This window comes from Rhodococcus sp. W8901, from assembly GCF_013348805.1.
GTDB lineage: Bacteria > Actinomycetota > Actinomycetes > Mycobacteriales > Mycobacteriaceae > Prescottella.
This window is the reverse complement of record NZ_CP054690.1, coordinates 4,190,888-4,208,815: the sequence shown is the minus strand read 5'-3', so window position 1 is coordinate 4,208,815 and position 17,928 is coordinate 4,190,888. Positions and strand designations below refer to the sequence as shown.

Sequence of the window (17,928 nt, the reverse complement as noted above, 5' to 3'; positions counted from 1 at the left end):
TGCTCCCCTAGCTCGCCGAGATGTTGGGGTCGAAAGTGAAGATGACGTAGGTACCCAGGCCCATGATCAGGATCATCGACACGACCAGGATCGTGTTGAGCCAGAACCGGGTGGAGTCCTTACGCGAGTAGTCCGCGATGACCGTGCGCAGACCGTTACCGCCGTGCAGCTGGGCGAGCCAGAGCATGGTGAGGTCCCAGAACTGCCAGAACGGGCTGGACCAGCGACCCGCGACGAACGCGAAGTTGATGCGGTGCACGCCGTCGTCGAGCATCAGCATGATGAACAGGTGGCCCAGGACCAGCACGATGAGTGCCAGGCCGGAGAACCGCATGAACAGCCATGCGTAGAGCTCGAAGTTGTTCTTCGCGGCGCGACGCGGCGAGCGGGGGTTGTCCAGGCTGGCAGGGCGGTCGTACGCCGTGCCCAGAGACTTGGCTTCTGTCGTCATGTCAGTGCCCCGCAAACATGTTGTAGAAGATGCGACCTGCGCCCGGAATCATCACCACGAACCAGATGGCGAGGATGACCCAGAGCATGATGCGCTGGTACTGGGGGCCCTTCGACCAGAAGTCCACCAGCATCACCCGGATGCCGTTCAGTGCGTGGTACAGCACCATGGCAACGAGCGCGAGCTCCATGAGACCGACAAGGGGGTTCTTGTAGGTCTCGATGACGCGGTCGTAGGTGTCCGGGTTGACGCGCACGAGCGCGGTGTCCAGGACGTGGACGAAGAGAAAGAAGAATGTTGCGACGCCGGTGATCCGGTGTAGAACCCAGGACCACATTCCGGGGTCGCCCCGGTATAGCGACCGGGTGCGCTCCTTCGTGGGAGCGGCTTCCGTCGTGCTGCTCATCGAGTGCTGTGCCTCCAACGTCTTTGGTGGGCGCGTCGAGCCTGCAACACTGTTCGGGAGTACCGCAGCTCGGGCTCGACGAGAACCTAAACCGACTTCTGTGAACTCTAAACCCAACCGAATCCGGGAACTAATTCTCTGTGCGGTTCGTACGGCGTCGAAAATGCTTGTTAGGTTTGCCTTCCCATGGCAAGTTTGGGGGCGCCTGTCGATTCTCTGCATCCATTCAGCCCGTGTGATCGGGTGAGGACCTTCGGCCCTGTTTCGGCGGAAGTTGTTGCGCGACACTGTTGATCGGGTGCGTGGGCGTTTCGTCGGGTTGCATCCGGGGTGGACTGGCGAGTGGCGGCGACGGTGAACGACGGGTATAACGCCGCCATATGCAATGTGGAAAATGTCTCACGCGGGTGAACATTGCGTGTCGATAACCTACTCGCCGGTAACTTTATTTCGCCATGCTTCTGTCACTTCACGTTCCGACATCCGGCATGTCGATGCCACGCGATCGCCGGGATCCGCGGCTACCGTCTAGCCATGACAGCGCCGTTGGATCTGGACTACCTGAGCCGAGCGCCGAAGGTGCTGCTGCACGACCACCTCGACGGTGGTCTGCGGCCCGCGACCGTCGCGGAACTGGCCACCGAGTGCGGCTACACCGAACTTCCCGCGCACACGCCCGACGAACTCGCCGAATGGTTCCGTGACGCCGCCGACAGCGGATCGCTCGAGCGCTACCTCGAAACCTTCGCTCACACCGTCGCGGTGATGCAGACACCGGCGGGTCTGCGCCGGGTCGCGCGCGAGTGCGCCGAGGACCTCGCCGCCGACGGCGTCGTCTACGCCGAGGTGCGCTTCGCGCCCGAACAACATCTCGACGAGGGATTGACCCTCGACGAGGTGGTCGAGCACGTCCTGGCCGGCTTCGAGGAGGGCACGGCGGTGGCCCGGGCCGCCGGGACCGACATCCGCATCGGGTGCCTGCTCACCGCGATGCGGCACGCGGCGCGCTCGCGCGAGATCGCGGAACTGGCGGTCCGGTTCCGGGACTGCGGCGTGGTCGGCTTCGACATCGCGGGCGCCGAGGCCGGCTACCCGCCGAGTCGGCACCTCGATGCCTTCGAATACATGCGGACCTGCAACGCCCATTTCACGATCCATGCCGGTGAGGCGTTCGGTCTGCCGTCCATCCACGAGGCCATCGCGTTCTGCGGCACCGACCGGTTGGGGCACGGAGTCCGGATCACCGACGACATCACGATCGGACCGGAAGGCGACGTCACACTCGGACTGCTCGCCGACTACGTGCGCGACAAGAGGATTCCGTTGGAGCTGTGCCCCAGCTCCAACGTCCAGACCGGGGCAGTGGCGACTCTCGAGGAGCACCCCTTCGATCTGCTCGCGCGCCTGCGGTTCCGCGTCACCGTCAACACCGACAACCGGCTGATGAGCGACACCTCCATGAGCCGCGAGATGCTGGCGCTGGTGAACACGTTCGGGTACGGCTGGAGTGACCTCGAACGTTTCACCATCAATGCGATGAAGTCCGCCTTCATCCCGTTCGACCAGCGGCTGGCGCTGATCGACGACGTCATCAAGCCCGGCTACGCAGTCCTCATCGGCTGAGCCGGGCCGATTCCGGCCTACTCGGGACGCAGCCGGTTCTCGAACTCGTTCTCGAGCGCCCGCCACGATTCGGACTCAGCCTGGAACGGCGGATTGGGCGTCATCCGGCTCGGGGTGGGCTCGATGATGTACGAGACGTACCAGCCCAGCGGGGTCGACGGTGCCAGCGCGGCGTCGGTCGCGTCGTCCTTCGCGAAGTCCGCCGCATCGGTGAACAGCTCGACGGCGAGTTCGAGCTGATCGGCATCGACGGTGTCGGGGCCCGCGGCGAGGTCGTCGGCCAGGCCCGGCAGCACGTAGACGTTCTCGTCGGTGACCTCGACGTCGAGCGATCCGTCCACCGCGGCGTTCTGCACCTGCTCGTACGTGCTGACCCGAGCCAGCTCGTGGTCGTGGTTGTCGGCGAGGTAGCGGGCGAGCGCGCGCTCGGAACCGAACACCGAGATCCGGCCGCCGTGTCCGAGGAACACCGCGTGATCGTTCAGGTAGCAGCGGAGCGAGTAGTACGTGGTCTCCGACGTGATGATCTTGATCGGGTCGATTCCGACGAGAGTCCAGAAGGTCTCTTCTTCTTCCTCCTCGGTCTCGTCGGTGTCGTACTCCTCGTAGTCCTCGTCCGATTCGGCGTCGTCGTCGGCGTCGACCACGTTCTCCTCCGCCGCGAGGACCTCCGCCTCCGCGATCGACAGGGCGTCGGCGTCGATGTCGGGGGCGGTGACGATCGAATCGATCGCGTCGAGCACGGCGTCCCAGTCCTCGGCGACCGCGGTGCCGATCCGGTCCCACAGCGCCTCGCCCTCGCGGCCGACGAACTCGTCGGCGCCGCCGCGCAGGTAGGCGAGTTCGGGGTGGTTCTCGAAGAACTTGATCACCGGCTCGAGATCGCACACCTCACCGATGTTGCGCACCATCGCCAGCGTGCTCTCGAGCTCCGAGATGGTCAGGCCTTCCGGATCGCCGGCGGCCAGTTCGGGAACGCCGATCAGATCGAACGCAAAGTTCTCGTCCGGCTCGAGCTCGGGCGCGGCCAGCTTGGAGACGACCGGCCACGACGGGTGCTCGACGAGGTCGTTGTCGTTGTTCGTGCGGATGAACGCGGCGAGTTCGGCGACGGAGGGGAAACCGTACAGGTCCTCCTCGTGACCGAGGAACGCCTCCCACTCGTCGTCGCCCTCGCGCCAGCGAGGAGCCCACAGCGTGACGAGGTCGCCTCGGGTGAGACCGAGTTCGATCGGGACGATGTCTCCAGCCATGGCCGGAAGCCTAGCCAGCTCACGCGCAAAGATATAGCCGGACACAGGTCAGCTGTTCGTGAAGTCGGTGAACAGGGCCGCGGTGATCCGGTTCCGTTCCTCGGCGGCGACGGCCGCCGCCCGGTGCGCGGTGTGTGTGATCGTCCGGCCGAGGGCACGGGCGTCGAGCCCGAGCAGGGAATCGCTGAGCCACAGCCCGGTCGGGCTGCCGTTCCCGTCGACCTCGACACGCACCCTGCCGTCGTCGCTGACCGCGTGCGCCCGGATGGATCGCAGCCCCGACAGCGCGTCGTCGAACATATTCAATTGCGCCGACGCCCGCCGCACGATGGCGTCCATGTCGTGTCCGCTCATACCCGTCGCATCCAGCTCGTCGGGGCCTGGTTCTCGTCCTCGGCCTGTTGGGCGACCGCGACCTGCTCACGGGTCGGTAGCCCGAGCCGGTCGAGGACGTCTTCGGGCATGCCGTCGTGCGCGAGCTGCTCGCGTCGGCGGCTGCCGGCCTCCCGCGCGGCCTCTCGGCAGAGCCGGAGGATCTCGTCAGCCAGACGCTCGCCGCCGTAGCGCAGTTCGCGCTCGTCGATCCGAATGTCGAGTGGCAGGCCGGCTTCGGTGGCGCGCACCGCGACGGTCCGCGCGCGGTTGACCGCGGTCGCGACCTCGGGGGCCGGCGGGGACGGTGGTTCGAGGGTCATGTTCCTCCGGTCACTCGGTGGGGCGGTAGAAGCCGTAGAAGCCCATGCCGCTGTTCGTTGTACGGATCGAGCTCACCGAGACCGGGTCGCCGGCCTCGACCATCTGGCCGTTGCCGATCACCATCGCCACATGCCCGTCCCACACGGCGAGGTCGCCGGGCATGAGGCTCTCCTGGTCGACGGGGATCCCGACACCCTGTTCCTGAGCGAGCCGGGGCAGCTCGACACCGGCCTCGCCGTATGCCCACTGCGTCAGGCCACTGCAGTCCAGACCCTGCCCCGGCGTGGTGCCACCCCATTGATAGGGGACGCCCTGCTGCGTGAGCGCATTGCGGACGGCGTTCGCGGCTTCCTCGTTGGGGGCGACGGCGGTGCTGCCGTCGGGCAGCAGGATCTCGATGCCGCTGCCACCGAACCGGGGGTCGTACGAGCTGGACCCGCCGGCGCTCCCGGTCTCGACCGAGCCGGCGGACGACCCGGACCCGTAGGAGACGGTGCCCGCAGGTGCGCCGCCGACCGACGGTGTCGGCGAGCGGTAGGAGCCGGCGAACGCCGACACGAGACGGCCCGCGGCGTCGGACTGCGGGGTGCCGGTCGGCGGCGCGGCGGCCGCAGGTGTGACGGGCGCGGGTGCGCTGGCCGAGGCCGCGACGGTGCGGGCATCGCCGGGTACGGGGTCCGGTGCCGTCAGCTCGACCATCTTCCCGGTGTGCACGGCCAGCTCGCCGCGTACCCGCTCGACCACGGCCAGGGCCCGTCCGAGGTGCTCGATCGCGGCGCCGATCAGCATTGCCTGCCCAGCAGGCGTCGCCAGCATGGGCAGCGCGGACGAGGCGATGGACAGGAAGGAGTCGAGGATGGCCTGCAGTTCGGCGGTACCGGCCCGGACGCACTCGGACGCGGCCTCGACGACCGCCGCGATCTCCCGGCCCCGATCGGACAGGTGTACCGACGCGGCCTGCGTGGCCTCGGCCTTGTCGATCGCCGCGTCGGCGGCGGTCCCGGTCCACACGCCGCCGAGGTCGCTGATCCCGGTGCGACCGAGCGCGTGGACGGCGTCGACCGCATCGGACGCGGCTCGGATGGCGTCGGCGGGGGACCCGCTGGGCAGGGCGCCCGAACCGAAGGCGCCGAGCAGGTCGAGGACGGGTCGCGCGAGCAGGTCGATCACGGCGCGACTCCGGTTGCACCGAGCGACGCCGCTGTCCCGGCGTCGGTCGCGTCGTAGGTGGCGGCGGTGGTCGCCGCGGCCGCGCTCATCGCCGACCAGGCCGCGGCCAGGCGCCCCAGTTCCGTTGCATGTGCGGCCTGGGCGGTCCCGAACGCCGTGACGAAGTCGCCGCCGATCAGTCCGAACACCGGTCCGAGCAGTGCTGAACCTGCGGCTGCGGCACCCGCCTGAGCGGCCTCGGACTGTGCGGCCATGGTCGCGGCGGTGACGCCGAACGCGGTGATTCCCTCCGTCACCGCTGAGAACTCGCTCATTGCATCCCCCCGTGCATCCCCGTCGAACTGATTCCGTCGCAAGGTTGGACGCACGGGCGGTGGATTCGGTTCCGGCAAGTTTCCGGGCGAGTTCGAGTGGCGGCGGCGCCCCACTATCCTGTGAAGTCATGGATACGCACGTGGTCGACCATCCGCTCGCAGCAGCTCTCCTCACGACGATGCGGGACGAACGCAGCAGCAACGCAACGTTCCGGTCCGCGCTGCGTGAACTCACCCAGATGCTGATCTACGAGGCCATCCGCGACGCCCCGGTCGAGGAGTTCGAGGTCAAGACGCCCGTCGCCGTGACGACCGGCATCCGGCTGGCGCATCCGCCGCTGCTGGTCCCGGTCCTGCGGGCCGGTCTCGGCATGGTGGAGCAGGCCAGTTCGCTGATCCCGCAGTCCCAGGTGGGATTCGTCGGCATGGCGCGTGATGAACAGACGCACCAGCCGGTGCCGTACCTCGAGTCGCTGCCCGCCGACCTGTCCGGCATTCCCGTGTACGTGCTCGATCCGATGCTCGCGACCGGTGGTTCGATGGTGCACACGATCGACCTGCTGGTCGCGCGGGGCGCCACCGATGTCACCGCCGTGTGCGTCGTCGCGGCCCCGCAGGGTGTGGACGCTCTCGCGAACTCCGGCCACCCGGTGCGGCTCGTGACCGCCACCGTCGACGAGGGCCTCGACGAGAACGCCTTCATCGTGCCGGGACTCGGCGATGCGGGTGATCGCCAGTTCGGTCCGCGTTAGCTCGATCGTGCGTGGACGGAGGTGGCTACCGGACCGGTGGCCGCCTCCGTTCGGTCAGCGCGTCGTGTTCTGCAGGACGCGGCCGGTGACTGCATCGACGTCCACTGCGCGCTGCACGCCTGAGGCGTCGATCACGTCGGCCTCCCACACGTACGTGCCGCCCTTCTGGTCCTGCGATGATGCTGTCGCCGTCGGGGGAGACACCGACCTCGATCGCGGTCCGGCCGGCGTGCTCGATGACCTTCATGTCGCGACCCCTTGTTGTATTGATGTTTGTCTCAGACTCTCACGTGACCGCATCCTCCAGCTGACGACGCACCAGCCCGGCGCGCACGAACGCGGTCGCCCGCGCCGCAGCGACGTCACCGGCCGGGACGGCTTCGACCACCTCGAAGTAGCACTTGAGTTTCGGTTCGGTGCCCGACGGGCGGACCGTCACGAGCAGATCGCGTCCGGTGAACACGACGGCGTCCGTGTGCATCGCGCCGCGCGACCGACCCAGATCGGTTGCCTCGACCGGGATCCCGGCGATCTCGGTCGGGGGATCGGTACGCAGCCGCGCCATGATCCGAGCGATGTCGCCGAGGTCGTCGAAGCGAATCGACACCTGGCCGGTCGCGTGCACCCCGAACTCGACGGCGAGTTCGTCGAGCACGCCCTGCACGGTGCGGCCCGAACCGACCAGGTCGGCGACCAGGTCGGCCACCAGCACCGCCGCCGAGATGCCGTCCTTGTCTCGCACGACGTCGGGGTCCACGCAGTGTCCGACCGCTTCCTCGTATGCGTAGACCAGGCCGTCCCCGGCGCGGACGAGCCACTTGAATCCCGTCAGGGTGCGGGCCGAGCGGAAACCGCGGGCAGAGGCGATCTTCCCGAGCAGCGTCGACGACACGATCGTGGTCGCGACGAGGGCCCCGTCAGGGGCGTCCTGCAGGATCCGCTGCCCCAGTAGCGCTCCGGTCTCGTCGCCGGTGAGCATCCGCCAGCCGTCCCAGGCGGGAACACCGACGGCGCAGCGGTCGGCGTCGGGGTCGAGCGCGATCGCGACGTCCGCATCGACCTCGGCGGCCAGGGCCAGCAGTGCGTCGGTCGCACCCGGTTCCTCGGGATTCGGGAAGGTCACCGTGGGGAAATCCGGGTTCGGCAGGAACTGCGACGCGACGGTGTGGATGTCGGTGAAGCCGGCAGCACGCAGTGCTGCGACTGCGGTCTCGCCGCCCACGCCGTGCAGCGCGGTCAACGCGATCCGGACATCGCGGCGATCCCCGTACGGCAGTGTGGCCACGCGCTCGAGGTAGTCGTCGAGCAGGGTGTCGTCGGCGAGGGAGACTGGTTGGCGGCGGATCCGCCCCACCCGTCCGATCGCGTCCTCGATCTCCCGGTCCGCGGGCGCGGCCAGCGGCGCGCCGCCCGACAGATACACCTTGTAGCCGTTGTCGGCGGGCGGATTGTGCGACGCGGTGATCTGGACCCCGGCCACCGCGCCCAGGCGGCGCACCGCGAACGCGACCAGGGGAGTGGGCAGCGGTCGCGGCAGCACGGTCACCGCGAATCCCTCCGCGGTCAGGACCTCCGCGGCGGCGCGGGCGAACTCCTCCGACCCGTGTCGTGCGTCCCGGCCGACCACCACGGTCCCGCCGCCGAGGCACCGGTCCCGCAGCCACTGTGCGAGGCCGGCCGTCGTGCGCTCGACGACGCCGACGTTGATGCGGCCGGGTCCGTCCCCGACCGGCCCGCGCAGGCCCGCGGTGCCGAAACGGAGATTCACAACCGCGCCAGCAACTCGCGCAGCAGCCCACCCATGCGTGCAGCGGACGCCTGCCCGGCCGCGAGGACCTCGGCGTGGTCGAGTGGCTGGCCGGTGATCCCGGCCGCGAGGTTGGTGACCAGCGAGACACCGAGCACCTCGGCGCCTAGCGCCCGGGCGGCGATGGTCTCGTGCACGGTGGACATCCCGACCAGGTCGGCGCCGAGGGTGCGCAGCATCCGGATCTCCGCGGGGGTCTCGTAGTGCGGCCCGGGCAGGCCCGCGTACACGCCCTCGCTCAGCGTCGGGTCGATCTCGCGGGCGAGCCCGCGCAGTCGCGGGCTGTAGGCGTCGACCAGGTCGACGAACTGCGCGCCCACCAGGGGCGAGCGTGCGGTGAGGTTGAGGTGGTCGCTGATGAGAACCGGTTCGCCGACGCTCATGCCCTCCCGGATGCCGCCGGCGGCATTGGTGAGGATGACGGTTCCGGCGCCCGCCGCGATTGCGGTGCGCACCGGATGCACGACGCGGGACAACTCGTGGCCTTCGTATGCGTGCGCGCGGCCGAGCATCACCAGCACCGGGGTGTCACCGACACGGATCGACAGCACCGTCCCGGCGTGGCCGGACGCGGACGGTGTCGCGAAGCCGGGCAGGTCGGCCATCGGGACGGCGGCGGACGCCCGGCCGAGTGCGTCGGCCGCGGCCTGCCAGCCGGATCCGAGGACGACGGCCGCGGCGTGTTTCGCGATTCCGGTGCGGTCGGCGAGGACGTCGGCGGCCTGCTGCTCGAGTGTGCCCATGAAGGGACACAGTAGTGCGACCGGTAGCGACGCCACGAAATGTTACTCACGGGTAGTATCCGGAACATGCCATACCTGAATCGCCAAGGCGACGTCTTCGTCCTCTACCTCGGCAACGAGGGGGAGACGGACAACGAGAACCGGTTCCATCCCGACTGGATCGATGCGACGCACGCGTTGCTCGACGAGGTCGAGGCGCACGAGGGACCCGCGGCGCTGGTCACGACGGCCACCGGCAAGTTCTTCACGAACGGCCTCGACACCGACTGGATCTTCGGCAATCTCGACAAGCTGCCGGGCTACCTCGACCGGGTCCACACGGTGTTCTCCCGCATCCTCGAGTTCCCGATGGCGACCGTCGCTGCCGTGCAAGGGCACGCGTTCGGCGCCGGCGCGATGCTGGTCGCCTCCCACGACTTCCGGGTGATGCGCAGCGACCGCGGCTACTTCTGCCTCCCCGAGGTCAACCTGAACATGCCGTTCACGGTGGGCATGTCGACGCTGCTGTCGACGCGGCTGCCCCGTCAGACGGCGGTCGAGGCGATGACGACCGGTCGCCGGTACGGCGGAGCGGACGCGCTCGCTGCCGGGATCGTCGACGACGCGGTCGAGGGGGACCTGGTGCTCGGCGCTGCCGTCGCGCGTGCGTCGGCGCTTGCGTCCACGCACGGCGCGAACCTGGCCGGGATCAAGCGTGGAATCCATCGCGAGACGCTCGAGGCGCTGGGTACCGAGACCGACGAGAGCAACTTCAAGTTCGGATAGGCGGGCCCGGGCGGGCAGGAGTGAGAGACTGGGATCTGTGAAATCAGGATCCCTGTCGGCCTCGCTGTTCGCCTCGGTGTCGGACACGGTGTCGGCGGCGCGATCCGATCTGGTCGCGCTGTCGCACTCCGTTCACGCCGAACCCGAGCTCGCGTTCGAGGAGTACCGCAGCGCGGCCAAGGTCACCGAGGTGTTGCGGGGCCGCGGTTTCGAGGTGCGTACCGGGGTCGCGGAGCTGCCGACCGCGTTCGATGCGACCTTCGGGGACGGGGAACTGGTGCTCGCCGTGCTCGCCGAGTACGACGCGCTGCCCGAGATCGGTCATGCATGCGGGCACAACATCATTGCGGCATCCGCGGTCGGCGCCGGCCTCGCGCTCGCACCGATCGCCGACACGCTGGGGATCACCGTCCGGGTGATCGGAACCCCGGCGGAGGAATCCGGCGGCGGCAAGGTGCTGATGCTCGAACGGGGTGTGTTCGACGACGTGGCTGCGGCCCTGATGGTGCATCCGGGCCCGTTCGACATCGTCGGCGCCACCTCGCTGGCGCTGGCGGACATCGCGGTCACGTTCACGGGTCGGGAGGCGCACGCCTCGGCGGCACCGGAGTTCGGCCGCAACGCCGCCGACGCGACCACCGTCGCTCAGGTCGCGTTGGCGCTGCTGCGACAGCATCTGTCGCCCGGGCAGCAGTTGCACGGCATCGTCAGCGACGGTGGCGTGGCGCCCAACATCGTTCCCGCGCGCGCCGAGATGCTGTACTACCTGCGGGCGCGGACCGCGGAGTCGCTCGACGAACTGGCCGCCCGCGCCGAGTCGTGTTTCGCGGCGGGCGCCCTGGCGACCGGGTGTACGCACGCGGTGCGGACGGTCTCGCCCGCCTACACCGAGCTGCGGCCCGATCCGTGGCTGGCGGACGCCTACCGCGAGGAGATCGTCGACCTCGGTCGAACCACGCTTCCGGTGGAGCTGGAATCGTCTCGCCCCCTGGGCAGTACGGACATGGGAAACGTGACGCACGTTCTCCCCGGCATTCATCCGGTGGTGGGGATCGACTCGGGTGGGGCGGTGACCCATCAGCCCGAGTTCGCTGCTGCCGCCGTGACCGAGTCGGCCGACCAGGCCGTGGTGGACGGCGCTACAGCGTTGGCGCGCACCGCGATCCGTGCCGCACTCGACGAGGGTCAGCGCGTGCGACTGCTCGAGGGGGTGGCGCTGCGGTGAACGAGGGCATCGAGAAGTGGCTCGCCGAGCACACGATCGACCTGTCGCGGTGGCGACGGCACTTCCACGCGAATCCGGAACTGGCGCGGCACGAGTTCGCGACCACCGCGTTCGTCGCGAGCCAGCTGTCCGCGGCCGGCATGTCGCCGCTGCTGCTGCCCGGTGGGACGGGCGTCATCTGCGACATCGGCCCCGGCGGCATGCGGATCGGTCTGCGCGGCGACATGGACGCGCTGCCGATGCGGGAGGCCACCGGTGCGCCGTACACGTCGACGGTGCCGGGGGTGGCCCACGCGTGCGGCCACGACGCGCACACCGCAATTCTGCTGGGTGCCGCGCTGGCGCTGAACGCGTTGCCGCAGTTGCCGATCGGTGTGCGGTTCATCTTCCAGCCGGCGGAGGAGGTGATGCCGGGCGGTGCGCTCGACGTCGTCGCCGCCGGTGGCATGCAGGGGGTGTCGCGGATCTTCGCGCTGCACTGCGATCCGCGGCTCGAGGCGGGCCGGGTGGGGGTGCGCGTCGGCGCGATCACGTCGGCGGCCGACACCGTCGAACTCGTCCTCGACTCGCCGGGAGGGCACACCTCCCGGCCGCACCTGACGACCGATCTGGTGTACGCGATCGGCACGGTGATCACCGGTCTGCCCGGCATGCTCAGCCGCCGCATCGATCCGCGCAGCGGCACCGTGATGGTGTGGGGCGCGGTGAGCGCGGGGCAGGCGCCCAACGCGATCCCGCGCAGCGGCATCCTCACCGGAACCGTCCGGACCGGCGACCACGACACGTGGGCGCTGCTCGAGCCGACGGTGCGGGAGATCGTGCACGGGCTGTTGGCGCCGACCGGCGTGCGGTACGAGTTGAACTACCGACGGGGTGTGCCGCCGGTCGTGAACGACGAGGTGTCGGCGCGCATGCTCGAGGACGCGGTCCGCGCGATCGGCCCCGACGCGCTGGCCGACACCCCACAGTCCGGCGGCGGGGAGGACTTCTCCTGGTACCTCGAGGAGGCGCCGGGCGCGATGGCGCGGTTGGGCGTGTGGTCGGGGCACGGCGAACAACTCGACATCCACCAGCCCACCTTCGACCTGGACGAGCGGGCGCTGACGACCGGGGTCCGGGTGCTGACGAACCTGGTGCTCCAGTCCTGAGTCGACACTGAGCCGGCCCTGTGGCGGCCCTACGGGGTGCCGGGTCCCACGTTGCGGCTGTTGCGGGTGCGCAGGCTCCGCACGTAGTCGGCGGGGGCTCCGGCGATCTCCGCGGCGTCGGCCATCACACCCAGGTAGCGGGCGGACGGCAGTCCGCCCTCGTAGGCGTCGAGCACGTACAGCCAGGCCAGGACGGGTCCGTCGGCGGTGTCGACACGCAGCCGGATCTTGCGGTGGATGCCCAGTTCGGAACCCTCCCAGCGGTCGAGGCGCTCCTCGTCCTCGGACGGGACGTCGTACAGGACGACGAACACCTTGGCGTCCGGGTTGTCCGGATCCTCGACGACCGTCGCGAGCGCGCCCTCCCAGCCGATGTCGCCACCGCTGAAGGTCAGCCGCCACCCGCGGAGCCACCCGGTGCCCGCCATCGGCGAGTGCGGGCAGCGCTCGAGCATCTGTTCGGGATGCATGTTGGACCCGTAGGCGGCATAGATCGGCACGGCGGCAAGCCTAATCGCTGTACTCGACGCTCGGGTAGCGGGAGAACCGCCGCGAGCACGATCCGGCGCATTCGGCGATTCCGAGAGCGCATGATGGGGGTCAGAGGGGGGTCGCGGCCTGCGTGTTCCCGGTCACTGGAATAGCGTTGTGCACGGGCCTGGCTGGAGATCCCGGCCGGCGCGGTGAGCTTGGAGGACGAATGACCCGGATCGTGATCATCGGTGGCGGACCTGCCGGATACGAGGCAGCGCTGGTGGCCGCACAGCACGGCGCCTCCGTTTCCCTGGTCGACTCCGACGGTATCGGCGGCGCGTGTGTGCTGTTCGACTGCGTTCCCTCCAAGACGTTCATCGCGTCCACCGGCATCCGCACCGACATGCGCCGCGCCACCGACCTGGGCATTTCCCTCGATCCCGCGAGCGCGACCATCTCGCTTCCGCAGATCAACTCCCGCGTCAAGAACCTCGCGCAGGTCCAGTCGTCCGACATCCGGGCCCGCCTGCAGAGCGTGGGCGTCCAGCTCCTATCGGGTACCGCCGAGCTCATCGACCGGCAGATCGGCATGGCGGCGCACCAGGTCCGCGCCACGCTGACCACCGGCGAGGAGAAGGTCCTCGACGCCGACGTCGTCCTCATTGCCACGGGCGCCAGCCCGCGCGTGCTGCCGGGCGCTGTGCCGGACGGCGAGCGGATCCTCACGTGGCGTCACCTGTACGACCTCGAGGAGTTGCCCTCGCACCTGGTGGTCGTCGGTTCCGGCGTCACCGGTGCCGAGTTCGTGTCCGCGTACACAGAGATGGGCGTCAAGGTGACGCTGGTGTCCAGCCGTGACCGCGTCATGCCGCACGAGGACGCCGACGCGGCCCTCGTCCTCGAGGACGTGCTCGCCGAGCGCGGCGTGACCCTCGTCAAGCACGCACGCGCCGATGCGGTCGAGCGCACCGAAGACGGCATCGTCGTCAAGCTCGCGGACGGTCGTACCGTGCACGGCAGCCACGCCCTGATGGCCGTCGGTTCCACCCCCAACACCGAGGGCCTGGGACTCGAGAAGGTCGGCATCGAACTCGACAAGGGCGGCTACCTGCGCGTGGACCGTGTCTCGCGCACGACGGTCTCGGGCGTCTACGCCGCCGGCGACTGCACCGGCCTGCTGCCGCTGGCGTCGGTTGCCGCGATGCAGGGCCGCATCGCGATGTACCACGCGCTGGGCGAGGGCGTGAGCCCGATCAAGCTCAAGACCGTCGCGTCGGCTGTCTTCACCCGCCCGGAGATCGCGAACGTCGGCGTCAGCCAGGCTGCGATCGACAACGGTGAGGTCCCGGCCCGCACCGTGATGCTGCCGCTCAACACGAACCCGCGCGCCAAGATGTCGGGTCTGCGCCGCGGCTTCGTGAAGATCTTCTGCCGCCCGGCCACCGGCGTCGTCATCGGTGGTGTCGTGGTCGCGGCCACGGCGTCGGAACTGATCCTGCCCATCGCGATCGCGGTGCAGAACAACCTGACGGTCAACGATCTGGCGCAGACGTTCTCGGTGTACCCGTCGCTGTCGGGTTCCATCACCGAGGCATCGCGTCAGCTGATGCGTCACGACGACCTGGACTGATCGGCGTCCTGTTCACCATGTGAGACGATGATTTCATATGGTGGAGCGATCTGTGGGATGATGCGATAAGTCGGTCGAGAACCATCGGCCCATCGCATCGCTCTCCGCCCCGTCGATCCGGGACGACCTGGGTGTATCTGCCTTCGTCCTTCGCCGTCGTGCGCGACGGCAGTTTCCCCGACTGCGGAGTTGCTCTATGTCCCTCGATTCCTCGCACGGTCCGTCTCTCGCGTTGTCGTCACGGATGGCCGGGCTACGCGGCTCGGCCATCCGCGATCTGCTCACTCTCACCGCCCGCCCCGATGTGATCAGCCTGGCCGGTGGACTGCCGGCCACGGAACTCGTTCCGCGCGAACGCATTGCGCTGGCCGCCGAGCGGGCATTCGCCGATCCCCGCGCTGTCCAGTACGGCGAGACGTCCGGCTGGGCGCCGCTGCGCGAGACGATCGCGGCGCGTGAGAGCGAGCGGGTGGGGCGGAGGATCGAACCGGCCGAGGTGGTCGTCACCCACGGATCGCAGCAGGCGCTGAGCCTGCTCGCGCAGGTGCTGCTCGATCCGGGCGATGTCGTCGTGGTCGAGGAGCCCGGCTACACGGGGGCGCTGCAGGTGTTCCGGACCGCGCAGGCCGCGTTGGTGCCCATCGGACTGGACGGCGACGGCATGGACACCGACGCGCTCGAGCGGTCGTTGCGGGAAGGGCTGCGGCCCAAGGTTGTCCACACGGTCAGCAACTTCCACAACCCGCGCGGGGTGGTGCTGTCCGCGGCTCGGCGTGCGCACCTCGCGAATCTCGCTGACCGGTACGGCTTCTGGATCATCGAGGACGATCCGTACGGCGAACTGTGGTTCGGCGAACCGACCCCCGACCCCATCGCGACCCACTCGGCCCGGGTGCTGCGACTGTCGAGCGGATCCAAGACCCTCGCACCGGCGTTGCGGATCGGCTGGCTGCATGGCGACCGCCGGGTGTGCGAGGCCGTCGAACTTCTCAAGCAGGGCGCCGACCTGTGTGGATCGTCCCTCACGCAGCAGATCGCGACCGAACTGCTCGGCGACACGGCGTGGCTCGGCGGGCACCTCGACACGATCCGTGCGGCGTACGGGTCGCGGGCGGGCGCGCTCGTCGGCGCGCTCGAGGAGGCCTTCGGTGACAGGATCGCGCACTCCACGATCCACGGCGGCATGTTCTGTTGGGTCGAGTTCACCGATGGCACAGACACCGCGACTCTGCTGGACACCGCGGTTCGGCACGGCGTCGCCTATGTGCCGGGCGGGGCGTTCGGAGTCGCTGCCGCCCACCCGCACGCGGCGCGGCTCTGCTTCGCGACGTACGACGGCGCGGTACTGGCCGACGGCGTCCGGCGGATGCGGGAGGCCCACGACGCGCACGAGCGCTCGGAGACTGTTTTCGACGCGTGAACGATTTTGTACAAAACCTCGTGTTCTGTACGAATTCATATTCGGGTTGATGAGTGGTTCGGCGGGTTCGTAGGCTCGCACTGTCGGACGGCCCACCCACCATCCGGTCATGACGACATCGCAGGTCCCGTTCGGAGAGGCCCGAGCGCAACTACGAGAACTGGTCTGCCGGGCCGGCTACGGGCGGGAGCGGATCACGATCACCCGCCACGGTGCACCCGCGGCCGTGATGGTGTCGCTCGAGGACCTGCGCAGTCTGGAGGCGCTCACGCAAGCACCTTGCGGCGCCGTCCCTTCCACGTCGCCCGAAGCGGAGGGCCGGGTCGATGAGCGTATCGGCATCACCGGTTCCCTCGGCGCCGTGTGGTACTCCGTTGCCCGGTACCGAGAACGTGTGCAGTGGTGGCAGGACCTGATCCTCGACACGTACGACGGCGGCGACGCAGCCGTCTCGTGGCGTGAACGCCTGGAGGCGTGGAAGGGCTACGTCGAAGGGGCGTCGGCGGTGTCGCCCGAGTCGCCTGCGTCGTCGGTCCAACCGTAGGTACGTTCGACGGCTTTGTTCCACCCGCTGTAGAGGCGTTCGCGGTCGGACTCGTCCATCTTCGGTTCCCACGTCTTGTCCTGCGCCCAGTTGTCGCGGATGTCGTCCTCGCTCTTCCAGAATCCCACCGCGAGACCCGCGGCGTACGCGGCGCCGAGTGCGGTGGTCTCGTTCACGACGGGGCGGATGACCGGGACGCCGAGGATGTCGGACTGGAACTGCATCAGCGTCTCGTTGACGACCATGCCGCCGTCCACCTTGAGCGAGCTCAGTTCGACGCCGGAGTCGGCGCGCATCGCCTCGATGACCTCCCGGGTCTGGTAGGCGGTGGCCTCGAGGGCGGCGCGGGCGAGGTGTCCCTTGTTGACGAAGCGGGTCAGGCCGGCGATGACGCCGCGGGCATCCGGCCGCCAGCGCGGTGCGAACAGACCCGAGAACGCGGGCACGAAATAGGCGCCACCGTTGTCGGCGACGCTCTTGGCGAGCGGCTCGATATCCTTGGCCGACTGGATGATTCCCAGGTTGTCGCGCAGCCATTGGACGAGGGAGCCGGTGACGGCGACCGATCCCTCGAGTGCGTAGACGGCGGGCTTGTCGCCCAGCTTGTAGCAGACCGTGGTGAGCAGGCCGTGTTCGCTGTGTACGGGCGTGGTTCCGGTGTTGAGCAGCAGGAAGTTTCCGGTGCCGTAGGTGTTCTTGGCCTCGCCCTCCGACAGACACGCCTGCCCGAACGTCGCGGCCTGCTGGTCACCGAGGATGCCCGCGATGGGGATGCCGGCGGAGATGCCGGGCAGCGCGAGGTCGCCGTACACCTCGGACGAGCTTCGGATCTCCGGCAGCATCGAGACCGGGATGCCCATCGCCTCGCAGATGTCCCGATCCCAGTCGAGGGTCCGCAGATTCATCAGCAGCGTGCGTGACGCGTTGGTCACGTCGGTGACGTGCAGACCGCCGGTGAGGTTCCAGACGATCCACGAGTCGATCGTGCCGAAACACAGCTCGCCGGCCTCGGCGCGCTGTCGGGCGCCCTCGACATTGTCGAGGATCCAGCGCACCTTGGGACCCGCGAAGTACGTCGACAGTGGCAACCCGGTGACCTCGCGGAACCGCCCGCGGCCCTCCTCGCCGGCCAGTTCGTCACACAGCCGATCGGTGCGGGTGTCCTGCCAGACGATCGCGTTGTAGACGGGTTCACCGGTCTCGCGGTCCCACACCACGGTGGTCTCGCGCTGGTTCGTGATGCCGACCGCGGCTATGTCGCCGGCCGTGAGGTTCGTCTTCGCGAGCACCGAGCCGACCATCTCGCGGGTGTTACTCCACAGCTGCACCGCATCGTGTTCCACCCAGCCCGGTTTCGGGAAGATCTGGTCGTGCTCCTTCTGCGCGACGCCCACGACCTGACCGGCGTGGTCGAAGATCATGCAACGGCTCGACGTGGTTCCCTGGTCGATCGCGGCTATGTACTGGCTCACGGGCATCCTCGTCTCTCGGGCAGTCTGGGCACGAA

General features: G+C 69.0%; 20 protein-coding genes. 8 read left to right on the top strand and 12 right to left on the bottom strand.

Going from position 1 to position 17,928, the window contains the following annotated elements; genetic code table 11:
• Positions 1–7: 7 nt before the first annotated feature.
• Both HUN07_RS19710 and sdhC read right to left on the bottom strand, forming a co-directional pair.
• Positions 8–451 carry a succinate dehydrogenase hydrophobic membrane anchor subunit gene (locus tag HUN07_RS19710; protein WP_114721834.1) on the bottom strand — a complete coding sequence of 148 codons (444 nt, stop codon included), beginning with the start codon at positions 449–451 and terminating at the stop codon, positions 8–10.
• Position 452: 1 nt separating this feature from the next.
• Positions 453–857, bottom strand: coding sequence for a succinate dehydrogenase, cytochrome b556 subunit (gene sdhC / locus HUN07_RS19705; protein WP_174912108.1), 405 nt, complete (start codon positions 855–857; stop codon positions 453–455).
• Positions 858–1,391: 534 nt separating this feature from the next.
• On the opposite strand from sdhC, the gene HUN07_RS19700 reads away from it, so the two are divergent.
• Positions 1,392–2,480, top strand: coding sequence for an adenosine deaminase (locus HUN07_RS19700; RefSeq protein ID WP_174912105.1), 1,089 nt, complete (start codon positions 1,392–1,394; stop codon positions 2,478–2,480).
• Between the two features lie 17 nt (positions 2,481–2,497).
• Here the strand turns inward: HUN07_RS19700 and HUN07_RS19695 are convergent, their stop codons facing one another.
• From HUN07_RS19695 to HUN07_RS19675, 5 genes are read right to left on the bottom strand one after another with little or no spacing between them, the layout of a single operon-like run.
• Entirely contained in the window at positions 2,498–3,733 is a 1,236-nt protein-coding gene (locus tag HUN07_RS19695) for a primosomal protein (protein WP_174912102.1), read from the bottom strand.
• 48 nt (positions 3,734–3,781) lie between these two features.
• Positions 3,782–4,087, bottom strand: a complete 306-nt coding sequence (locus HUN07_RS19690; RefSeq protein WP_114721838.1) for a YbaB/EbfC family nucleoid-associated protein — start codon at positions 4,085–4,087, stop codon at positions 3,782–3,784.
• Entirely contained in the window at positions 4,084–4,428 is a 345-nt protein-coding gene (locus HUN07_RS19685) for a hypothetical protein (protein WP_114721839.1), read from the bottom strand. Before HUN07_RS19685 ends, HUN07_RS19690 begins: the two co-directional genes overlap by 4 nt.
• A 10-nt stretch (positions 4,429–4,438) precedes the next feature.
• Positions 4,439–5,599: a C40 family peptidase gene (locus HUN07_RS19680; protein ID WP_174912099.1), complete on the bottom strand. Its 1,161-nt coding sequence runs from the start codon at positions 5,597–5,599 to the stop codon at positions 4,439–4,441.
• A complete protein-coding gene (locus tag HUN07_RS19675; RefSeq protein ID WP_174912096.1) occupies positions 5,596–5,913 on the bottom strand; it encodes a type VII secretion target in 318 nt (105 codons plus the stop codon). The genes HUN07_RS19680 and HUN07_RS19675 overlap by 4 nt, the downstream gene beginning before the upstream one ends.
• Before the next feature lie 128 nt (positions 5,914–6,041).
• On the opposite strand from HUN07_RS19675, the gene upp reads away from it, so the two are divergent.
• Complete coding sequence (gene upp / locus HUN07_RS19670) at positions 6,042–6,665, top strand: uracil phosphoribosyltransferase (RefSeq protein ID WP_114721842.1); 624 nt, start codon at positions 6,042–6,044, stop codon at positions 6,663–6,665.
• A 54-nt stretch (positions 6,666–6,719) separates the two neighbouring features.
• Here upp and HUN07_RS19665 read toward each other — a convergent pair whose 3' ends face one another.
• The 3 genes from HUN07_RS19665 to HUN07_RS19655 all read right to left on the bottom strand — a co-directional run bounded on the left by HUN07_RS19665 (position 6,720) and on the right by HUN07_RS19655 (position 9,215).
• The gene (locus tag HUN07_RS19665; protein WP_254622608.1) at positions 6,720–6,869 is read right to left on the bottom strand and encodes a PepSY domain-containing protein; all 150 of its coding nucleotides are present in this window, start codon (positions 6,867–6,869) and stop codon (positions 6,720–6,722) included.
• Between the two features lie 82 nt (positions 6,870–6,951).
• The gene (locus tag HUN07_RS19660) at positions 6,952–8,433 is read right to left on the bottom strand and encodes a phospho-sugar mutase (protein WP_174912093.1); all 1,482 of its coding nucleotides are present in this window, start codon (positions 8,431–8,433) and stop codon (positions 6,952–6,954) included.
• The gene (locus HUN07_RS19655) at positions 8,430–9,215 is read right to left on the bottom strand and encodes a purine-nucleoside phosphorylase (protein WP_174912090.1); all 786 of its coding nucleotides are present in this window, start codon (positions 9,213–9,215) and stop codon (positions 8,430–8,432) included. The genes HUN07_RS19660 and HUN07_RS19655 overlap by 4 nt, the downstream gene beginning before the upstream one ends.
• A gap of 66 nt (positions 9,216–9,281) precedes the next feature.
• Between HUN07_RS19655 and HUN07_RS19650 the strand changes: the two genes are divergently transcribed.
• From HUN07_RS19650 to HUN07_RS19640, 3 genes are all read left to right on the top strand, one after another.
• Positions 9,282–9,980: an enoyl-CoA hydratase/isomerase family protein gene (locus HUN07_RS19650; RefSeq protein WP_114721846.1), complete on the top strand. Its 699-nt coding sequence runs from the start codon at positions 9,282–9,284 to the stop codon at positions 9,978–9,980.
• 64 nt (positions 9,981–10,044) lie between these two features.
• Positions 10,045–11,205 (top strand): M20 family metallopeptidase, encoded by a 1,161-nt coding sequence (locus HUN07_RS19645; RefSeq protein ID WP_441346831.1) that lies wholly within the window; start codon positions 10,045–10,047, stop codon positions 11,203–11,205.
• Complete coding sequence (locus tag HUN07_RS19640) at positions 11,202–12,353, top strand: amidohydrolase (RefSeq protein WP_174912087.1); 1,152 nt, start codon at positions 11,202–11,204, stop codon at positions 12,351–12,353. Before HUN07_RS19645 ends, HUN07_RS19640 begins: the two co-directional genes overlap by 4 nt.
• 29 nt (positions 12,354–12,382) lie before the next feature.
• On the opposite strand, the gene HUN07_RS19635 is transcribed toward HUN07_RS19640, so the two are convergent.
• On the bottom strand, positions 12,383–12,853 hold the full coding sequence (locus tag HUN07_RS19635) for a gamma-glutamylcyclotransferase (protein ID WP_114721848.1): 471 nt from the start codon (positions 12,851–12,853) through the stop codon (positions 12,383–12,385).
• A gap of 200 nt (positions 12,854–13,053) precedes the next feature.
• Here HUN07_RS19635 and HUN07_RS19630 point away from each other — a divergent pair, with 200 nt between their 5' ends.
• From HUN07_RS19630 to HUN07_RS19620, 3 genes are all read left to right on the top strand, one after another.
• Complete coding sequence (locus HUN07_RS19630) at positions 13,054–14,457, top strand: NAD(P)H-quinone dehydrogenase (RefSeq protein WP_114721849.1); 1,404 nt, start codon at positions 13,054–13,056, stop codon at positions 14,455–14,457.
• A 196-nt stretch (positions 14,458–14,653) separates the two neighbouring features.
• Positions 14,654–15,877, top strand: coding sequence for an aminotransferase-like domain-containing protein (locus HUN07_RS19625; protein WP_174912084.1), 1,224 nt, complete (start codon positions 14,654–14,656; stop codon positions 15,875–15,877).
• Positions 15,878–15,986: 109 nt separating this feature from the next.
• Entirely contained in the window at positions 15,987–16,421 is a 435-nt protein-coding gene (locus HUN07_RS19620) for a type II toxin-antitoxin system Phd/YefM family antitoxin (protein WP_174912082.1), read from the top strand.
• Here HUN07_RS19620 and glpK read toward each other — a convergent pair.
• On the bottom strand, positions 16,361–17,899 hold the full coding sequence (gene glpK / locus HUN07_RS19615) for a glycerol kinase GlpK (protein WP_174912079.1): 1,539 nt from the start codon (positions 17,897–17,899) through the stop codon (positions 16,361–16,363). The genes HUN07_RS19620 and glpK overlap by 61 nt on opposite strands.
• Positions 17,900–17,928: the final 29 nt, after the last annotated feature.

Excerpts from the sequence above, each read along its gene's own strand:
- HUN07_RS19710 (WP_114721834.1), bottom strand. The coding sequence starts at position 451 with ATGACGACAGAAGCCAAGTCTCTGGGCACGGCGTACGACCGCCCTGCC.
- sdhC (WP_174912108.1), bottom strand. The coding sequence starts at position 857 with ATGAGCAGCACGACGGAAGCCGCTCCCACGAAGGAGCGCACCCGGTCG.
- HUN07_RS19700 (WP_174912105.1), top strand. The coding sequence starts at position 1,392 with ATGACAGCGCCGTTGGATCTGGACTACCTGAGCCGAGCGCCGAAGGTG.
- HUN07_RS19695 (WP_174912102.1), bottom strand. The coding sequence starts at position 3,733 with ATGGCTGGAGACATCGTCCCGATCGAACTCGGTCTCACCCGAGGCGAC.
- HUN07_RS19690 (WP_114721838.1), bottom strand. The coding sequence starts at position 4,087 with ATGAGCGGACACGACATGGACGCCATCGTGCGGCGGGCGTCGGCGCAA.
- HUN07_RS19685 (WP_114721839.1), bottom strand. The coding sequence starts at position 4,428 with ATGACCCTCGAACCACCGTCCCCGCCGGCCCCCGAGGTCGCGACCGCG.
- HUN07_RS19675 (WP_174912096.1), bottom strand. The coding sequence starts at position 5,913 with ATGAGCGAGTTCTCAGCGGTGACGGAGGGAATCACCGCGTTCGGCGTC.
- upp (WP_114721842.1), top strand. The coding sequence starts at position 6,042 with ATGGATACGCACGTGGTCGACCATCCGCTCGCAGCAGCTCTCCTCACG.
- HUN07_RS19655 (WP_174912090.1), bottom strand. The coding sequence starts at position 9,215 with ATGGGCACACTCGAGCAGCAGGCCGCCGACGTCCTCGCCGACCGCACC.
- HUN07_RS19650 (WP_114721846.1), top strand. The coding sequence starts at position 9,282 with ATGCCATACCTGAATCGCCAAGGCGACGTCTTCGTCCTCTACCTCGGC.
- HUN07_RS19630 (WP_114721849.1), top strand. The coding sequence starts at position 13,054 with ATGACCCGGATCGTGATCATCGGTGGCGGACCTGCCGGATACGAGGCA.
- HUN07_RS19625 (WP_174912084.1), top strand. The coding sequence starts at position 14,654 with ATGTCCCTCGATTCCTCGCACGGTCCGTCTCTCGCGTTGTCGTCACGG.
- HUN07_RS19620 (WP_174912082.1), top strand. The coding sequence starts at position 15,987 with ATGACGACATCGCAGGTCCCGTTCGGAGAGGCCCGAGCGCAACTACGA.
- glpK (WP_174912079.1), bottom strand. The coding sequence starts at position 17,899 with ATGCCCGTGAGCCAGTACATAGCCGCGATCGACCAGGGAACCACGTCG.